The organism is Streptomyces sp. NPDC030245, assembly GCF_055572995.1.
On record NZ_JBVICF010000008.1, the window covers coordinates 430,632 to 437,339 of the forward strand.

Below are 6,708 nucleotides of genomic sequence, written 5' to 3' on the forward strand. Positions count from 1 at the left end.
CGGGGCTACGCCTCGGCCGCCGCCATCGCCGCCCCCACGATGCCCGCGTTGTTCTGCAACTGGGCCGGGACGATCTCCGCCGAGATGCCCTCGATGAGCGGCAGGAACTTGTGCGCCTTGCGGCTCACTCCGCCGCCGATGATGAAGAGCTCCGGGGAGAACAGCATCTCCACGTGCGCGAGGTACTTCTGTACGCGGTGCGCCCAGTGCTCCCAGCTCAGGTCCTCGTCCTCACGGGCCTTGGACGAGGCCTTCTTCTCCGCGTCGTGGCCGTGCAGCTCCAGATGGCCGAGCTCCGTGTTCGGGACGAGGCGGCCGCCCGTGAACACCGCGCTGCCAATGCCCGTGCCGAGCGTGAGCAGGATGACCGTGCCCGTACGGCCGCGGCCCGCGCCGAAGTGCATCTCGGCGACGCCCGCCGCGTCCGCGTCGTTCAGGACGGTGACGGGAACTTTGCCGAGCCGGTCGGAGACCAGCGTGCGGATGTCCGTGCCGATCCAGCTCTTGTCGACGTTGGCGGCGGTGCGCGCCGTGCCGCCCGTGATCACGCCGGGGAACGTCGCCCCGACGGCTCCCTTCCAGCCGAAGTGCTCCACGACCTCGCACACACCGTCGACCACGGCCTCCGGCGTCGCCGGGTGGGGGGTCAGCACCTTGTGCCGTTCTTGTGTCAGGTCTCCACGATCAAGGTCCACGGGAGCGCCCTTGATCCCGGATCCGCCGATGTCCACACCGAAGATCTGCATGGCTCCCACCGTACGGCGCCCGCGCCCGTGGAGCCCGTCTTTCAGCGCTGGGACAGCTCGGCCGCTTCGGCGCGCAGGTCCCTGCGGAGCTCCTTGGGCAGGGAGAAGGTGATGGACTCCTCGGCGGTCTTCACCGTCTCCACGTCTTCGTAGCCCCGCTCGGCCAGCCACTCGATGACGCCGTCGACGAGGATGTCCGGCACGGAGGCGCCCGAGGTCAGACCGACCGTGGTGACGCCCTCCAGCCAGGCCTCGTCGATCTCCTCGGCGTTGTCGACGAGGTGCGAGGCGGCGGCGCCGGCGTCCAGGGCGACCTCGACCATGCGGATGGAGTTCGAGGAGTTCTTGGAGCCGACGACGATGACCAGTTCCGCGTCCTCGGCGAGCTTCTTCACGGCGGTCTGGCGGTTCTGCGTGGCGTAGCAGATGTCGTCGCTGGGGGGCGAGAGCAGGTTCGGGAACTTGCCCTTCAGGGCGTCGACGGTCTCCATGGTCTCGTCCACGGAGAGGGTGGTCTGGGAGAGCCAGACGACCTTGTCCGGGTCGCGGACCTCGACGTTCGCGACGTCGTCGGGGCCGTCGACCAGCGTGATGTGGTCGGGCGCCTCACCCGACGTACCGATGACTTCCTCGTGGCCCTCGTGCCCGATGAGGAGGATGTCGTAGTCCTCCTTGGCGAACCTGACCGCTTCCTTGTGGACCTTCGTGACCAGCGGGCACGTCGCGTCGATGGTGGCGAGCTTGCGCTCGGCGGCCTCCGCGTGGACGGTCGGGGCGACGCCGTGCGCGGAGAACATCACGATGGAGCCCTCGGGCACCTCCGCCGTCTGGTCGACGAAGATGGCGCCCTTCTTCTCCAGGGTCTGCACCACGTATTTGTTGTGGACGATCTCGTGGCGGACATAGATCGGGGCCCCGTACTGCTCCAGGGCCTTCTCGACGGCGATCACGGCACGGTCCACGCCCGCGCAGTAGCCACGGGGAGCGGCGAGCAGGACACGGCGGGAGCCAGGCGTAGCAGTCATGACCCCATCGTAAGGCCGCGTCCAGCGCGTCAAAGATCGCCCGGTTGGGGAGACTGGGGACCTGCGTTGATCTACACGGATCCACGCGGATCCACGCGACCTTGATCCACGGAGGTACGGAGGCACGATGTCCGGACAGTCCGCCAGTACGGGAGCCCATGCCGAGCCCGCGGGGGAAGCCGACCCCTCCCGGGGTGACGGGCTGCGGCGCAGTCTCGGCTTCCGGGACCTCGTCGTCTACGGACTGCTCTTCATCGCCCCCATGGCCCCGGTCGGCGTCTTCGGGACGCTCGACGCGAAGTCGCACGGCGCGGTCGCCCTCGTCTATCTGATCGCCACGGTCGCGATGGCGTTCACCGCGTTCAGCTACGCCCAGATGGTGCGGGTCGTCCCCCAGGCGGGGTCCGTCTTCGCCTACGCCCGCGCGGGGCTCGGCAAGGGGCCCGGGTTCATCGCCGGGTGGATGGCGATGCTCGACTACCTCCTCATCCCGGCGGTCGCCTACCTCTTCTCCGGGATCGCCATGAACTCGCTGGTGCCCTCGGTGTCCCGGTGGGTGTGGACGGCCCTCGCGGTGCTCATCACGACCGCGCTGAACCTGTGGGGCGTGCGGACGGCGGCGCGGGTGGGCTTCGCGGTGCTCGCGATGGAGGTCGTGGTGCTGCTGGTCTTCGTGGTGGCGGCCGTGGTGGTGCTGGTCCGGGACGGGGCGCAGCGGGGCTGGCTCTCGCCGCTGACCGGGGACGGCTCGCAGGGGGCGTTCGCGCTGTCGGCCGTGGTGGGCGCGGTGTCCATCGCCGTCCTCTCCTACCTGGGCTTCGACGCCATCGCGTCCTTCGCCGAGGAGGTGACGGGCGGTTCGGCGAAGGTCGCGCGGGCGGTGCTGTTCTGTCTGACGCTCGCGGGTGTGCTGTTCGTCGCCCAGACGTATCTGGTGGCGCTCCTGGAGCCGCTGTCGTCCGCCGAGCTGGCGGCGGACCCCGGCAAGCAGGGCACGGCCTTCTACGACTCCGTGGACTCGGCCGCCGGGGCGTGGCTGCACGACCTGGTGGCGGTCAGCAAGGCGATCGGCGCGGCGTTCGCGGCGCTGGCGGGGCAGGCGGCGGCGGGACGGCTGCTCTTCGCGATGGCACGGGACCGGCGGCTGCCGCGGATCCTGTCGAAGACGGACTCCGGTACGCCGCGGGTGGCGCTGCTGTGCGCGGCGGTGGTGACGCTGGTGGCCGCGGTGTGGGCGGCCCGCAGGGACGACGGCATGGACCACCTGGTGTCGGTGGTCGACATCGGCGCACTGACGGCCTTCCTGTTGCTGCACGCGAGCGTGGTGGGCTGGTTCGCGCTGCGCCACCGCGAGGCGGGGTTCAGCTGGTGGCGGCATGTGCTGATCCCCGTGCTCGGGGCGGCGATCGTGGTGGCGGTCATCTGGGAGGCGTCTGGTTCCGCGCAGGTGGTGGGTGCGGTGTGGCTGGGGGTGGGGTTGGTGGTGTTGGGGGTTCAGGGGGCGGGGCGAGGGGTGGATACGGGGGGTACGAAGGCGTAGGCCTTCGTCGTTTCCGCCCGTGCACCGTTGCGTGTTCTGTGCTCGTGCGTCTGCGGGTTGTTGTGGGCTGGTCGCGCAGTTCCCCGCGCCCCTGAAGGGGCGCCCCTGTCCGTGGCGGCGGCCGGAGGTTCCCAGGGGCGCGGGGAACTGCGCGGCCGGCCACAGACGGCCCGCACCCCGAGAGCCCCGCGCCAGGCATACGGCGGGACACGGCACCGCCAAAGGCCGAGCGGCCCGACTACGCTCGGCGCATGCCTCTCAATACCTCCGCGGACGCCCCCCTCCCCGTGGGGGAGGTGTCCCGGCTCATCGGCGGGTGGATCGACCGGCTCGGCGCCATCTGGGTCGAGGGACAGATCACGCAGCTGTCCCGCAGACCCGGCGCCGGCGTCGTCTTCATGACGCTGCGCGACCCGTCACACGACATCTCCGTGAGCGTCACCTGTTACCGCCAGGTGTTCGACGCGGTGGCGGACGTCGTGTCGGAGGGCGCCCGTGTCGTCGTACGCGCGAAGCCCGAGTGGTACGAGCGGCGGGGGCAGCTGTCGCTGCGGGCCGCCGAGATAAAGCCCGTCGGCGTCGGCGAGCTGCTCGCGCGGATCGAGCAGCTGAAGAAGAGCCTGGGCGCGGAAGGGCTCTTCTCGCCCGACCGGAAGAAGCCGTTGCCCTTCCTGCCGCAGCTCATCGGGCTCGTCACCGGCCGTGCGTCCGCCGCCGAGCGCGACGTCCTGGAGAACGCCAGGCACCGCTGGCCCGCCGTCCGCTTCGAGGTGCGCAACGTCCCCGTGCAGGGAGTGCACGCGGTGCCGCAGGTCGTGCAGGCCCTGAAGGACCTGGACGCCCACGCCGGGGTCGACGTCATCATCGTGGCGCGCGGCGGCGGCAGCGTGGAGGACCTGCTGCCGTTCTCGGACGAGCAGCTGGTGCGCGCGGTGGCCGCGTGCCGGACGCCGGTCGTCTCCGCGATCGGCCACGAGCCGGACAACCCGCTCCTCGACCACGTGGCGGACCTGCGCGCCTCGACGCCCACCGACGCCGCCAAGAAGGTCGTGCCGGACGTCGGTGAGGAGTACGAGCGCGTGCAGTGGCTCCGGGACCGCGCCCGGCGCAGCATGGACGCCTTCCTGGACCGGGAGGCCCGCGGCCTCGCGCACGCGCTGGGCCGCCCCTCCATGGAGCATCCGCACCGCATGGTGGAGGAGCGCGAGGAGCAGGTCGCGGCGCTCGTCGACCGCAGCCGCCGCACGCTCGGGCACCTCCTCGACCGGGCGGCCTCGGAGCTGACGCACACGCACGCGCGCGTGGTGGGCCTCTCCCCCGCCGCGACCCTCCAGCGGGGGTACGCGGTGTTGCAGAAGCCGGACGGCGCGGTCGTGCGGGCTCCGGACGAGGTGGGCCCCGACGACGAGCTGAGGGCGCGCGTGGCCGAGGGCGAATTCACCGTACGAGTCGACAATTAGGGTGGGCGCATGACCAGCAAGACGGACCAGACCGGCGAGACGGACCGGGCCACGGACGCCGACGCCGCGGACGCGCTCGGCTACGAGCAGGCGCGGGACGAGCTGATCGAGGTCGTACGCCGCCTGGAGACCGGCGGGACGACCCTGGAGGAGTCGCTCGCCCTGTGGGAGCGCGGCGAGGAGCTGGCGAAGATCTGCCGGCGCTGGCTGGACGGCGCCCGCGCCCGGCTCGACGCGGCCCTGGCGGGGCCCGAGGTCGATGAGGACGGGGACGCCGCCTCCGGTTCCGCCTACGACTCCTGAGACAAAACAGCGCCGACCTGCTGTTTGTGAACCGGATCACCCACCTCCAGTTTTGGTTGAAAGTTGAACAGTGGCGGCGTACTGTCGTGGTGCGAGCCCGGAAACGGGCCCGGCAGACACACCCCGTACGTCGAAGAAGGTTGATCCATGTCTCTCGCCCTTGACCCCGCCGCCCAGGACCTGCTCTTCCGCGAGGCCCGCACCGCGAACACCTTCACGGACGAGCCGGTCACCGAGGAGCAGGTGCAGGCGATCTACGACCTGGTCAAGTACGGCCCGACCGCCTTCAACCAGTCGCCGCTGCGCGTCACCCTGGTCCGCTCCCCCGAGGCCCGTGAGCGCCTGGTCCAGCACATGGCCGAGGGCAACCGCCCGAAGACGTCGGCCGCGCCGCTCGTCGCGATCCTCTCCGCGGACAACGAGTTCCACGAGGAGCTCCCCGCGCTGTTCCCGCACTTCCCGCAGGCCAAGGACGCCTTCTTCGCGGAGCGTCCGGTTCGCGAGCAGGCCGCGCTGGTCAACGCCACGCTCCAGGCCGGGTACTTCATCGTCGGCGTGCGCGCCGCCGGTCTGGCCGCGGGCCCGATGACCGGCTTCGACTTCGCCGGCGTCCAGAAGGAGTTCCTGGACGACGACCACACCCCGCTGATGATCGTCAACATCGGCAAGCCGGGCGACGACGCCTGGTTCCCGCGCTCCCCGCGCCTGGCCTACGAGGACGTCGTCACCACGGTCTGACGCACGACGTCATAGACCTGCGAAAGGGCCCCCGGCACGCCGCCGGGGGCCCTTCGCGTGTCCACAGCAAGGTGGTTCAGGAGGACATCTTCAGCGACTCCGCCATCTTCGCCAGCTGATTGAAGGACGCCGTGCCCGTGACCACCGTCGTGGCGCCCTGGCCCTCGATCACCAGGGCGTCGTACTTCGACCCCTCGTACCGCTGCCAGGTGCGGCCGCCGATCTCCTCGGCGGCGTCGGTCTTCCGGGCGCTCTGCGTGACCCTCTTGATGAAGGCGGACGGCTTCTCCGTCGACTGCTCGATCGCGACGTACTCCTCGTCCGGGTCGAGGAAGCCGAGGTGCCACGCGTCGTGTTCCGCGCCGTTGAACCGCACGGACGTCGGCTTCCACGCCTTGGCCAGGCCCTCGGGCGCCGCCACCGGGTACTCCGCGGCCCGCCGGGCCGTCAGCAGCTCCACGCGGTAGTCCACCCGCTTCACGGAGCTCTTGGACTCGTTGTGCGGGATGAAGATGTAGATCACGCCCGCGGCGAGCGCGATCACCACCAACGACCACAGCATGTTCTTGACGGTCTGAGTGCCTTGTCTTCCTGCCACGGACCCATGTTCTCAGGCGCCCGGCCCGCTCATGCGTGGGCCCCTCTGCTCATTTTGTCGGCCTACGGATAGAGTCGTTCACAATCCCTCATCCGGCCGTCGTCGTATCAGCAGAAAGGTGCGCTCCGATGACCGAGCATCATCTCCCGTCCGAGCTCGAGGTCTCCCCCGAGGCTCCCGACCGCAACCTCGCCCTGGAGCTCGTCCGGGTCACCGAGGCGGCCGCCATGGCCGCGGGCCGCTGGGTCGGCCGCGGCGACAAGAACGGCGCGGACGGCGCCGCGGTCAGGGCCATGCG

8 protein-coding genes are annotated in these 6,708 nt (G+C 70.6%); 5 read left to right on the forward strand and 3 right to left on the reverse strand.

Annotated features, from left to right (window positions below):
- Nucleotides 1-5 precede the first annotated feature (5 nt).
- Nucleotides 6-746 (reverse strand): polyphosphate--glucose phosphotransferase, encoded by a 741-nt coding sequence (gene ppgK / locus ACZ4Z4_RS23530; RefSeq protein WP_468330408.1) that lies wholly within the window; start codon nucleotides 744-746, stop codon nucleotides 6-8.
- Nucleotides 747-787: 41 nt separating this feature from the next.
- Nucleotides 788-1,771, reverse strand: coding sequence for a 4-hydroxy-3-methylbut-2-enyl diphosphate reductase (locus ACZ4Z4_RS23535; RefSeq protein WP_468330411.1), 984 nt, complete (start codon nucleotides 1,769-1,771; stop codon nucleotides 788-790).
- Between the two features lie 127 nt (nucleotides 1,772-1,898).
- Between ACZ4Z4_RS23535 and ACZ4Z4_RS23540 the strand changes: the two genes are divergently transcribed.
- The 4 genes from ACZ4Z4_RS23540 (at nucleotide 1,899) to ACZ4Z4_RS23555 (ending at nucleotide 5,812) form a co-directional block, all read left to right on the forward strand.
- Entirely contained in the window at nucleotides 1,899-3,311 is a 1,413-nt protein-coding gene (locus ACZ4Z4_RS23540; protein ID WP_468330414.1) for an APC family permease, read from the forward strand.
- 251 nt (nucleotides 3,312-3,562) lie between these two features.
- Nucleotides 3,563-4,771, forward strand: a complete 1,209-nt coding sequence (gene xseA / locus ACZ4Z4_RS23545; protein WP_468330417.1) for an exodeoxyribonuclease VII large subunit — start codon at nucleotides 3,563-3,565, stop codon at nucleotides 4,769-4,771.
- A gap of 9 nt (nucleotides 4,772-4,780) precedes the next feature.
- Nucleotides 4,781-5,074, forward strand: coding sequence for an exodeoxyribonuclease VII small subunit (locus ACZ4Z4_RS23550; protein ID WP_468330420.1), 294 nt, complete (start codon nucleotides 4,781-4,783; stop codon nucleotides 5,072-5,074).
- A gap of 147 nt (nucleotides 5,075-5,221) precedes the next feature.
- Nucleotides 5,222-5,812 (forward strand): malonic semialdehyde reductase, encoded by a 591-nt coding sequence (locus ACZ4Z4_RS23555; protein WP_468330423.1) that lies wholly within the window; start codon nucleotides 5,222-5,224, stop codon nucleotides 5,810-5,812.
- Between the two features lie 76 nt (nucleotides 5,813-5,888).
- On the opposite strand, the gene ACZ4Z4_RS23560 is transcribed toward ACZ4Z4_RS23555, so the two are convergent.
- The gene (locus tag ACZ4Z4_RS23560) at nucleotides 5,889-6,410 is read right to left on the reverse strand and encodes a DUF4245 domain-containing protein (RefSeq protein WP_468330426.1); all 522 of its coding nucleotides are present in this window, start codon (nucleotides 6,408-6,410) and stop codon (nucleotides 5,889-5,891) included.
- Nucleotides 6,411-6,538: 128 nt separating this feature from the next.
- On the opposite strand from ACZ4Z4_RS23560, the gene ACZ4Z4_RS23565 reads away from it, so the two are divergent.
- On the forward strand, nucleotides 6,539-6,708 hold a 170-nt coding region (locus ACZ4Z4_RS23565; protein WP_468330491.1), incomplete at its 3' end, for a fructose-bisphosphatase class II.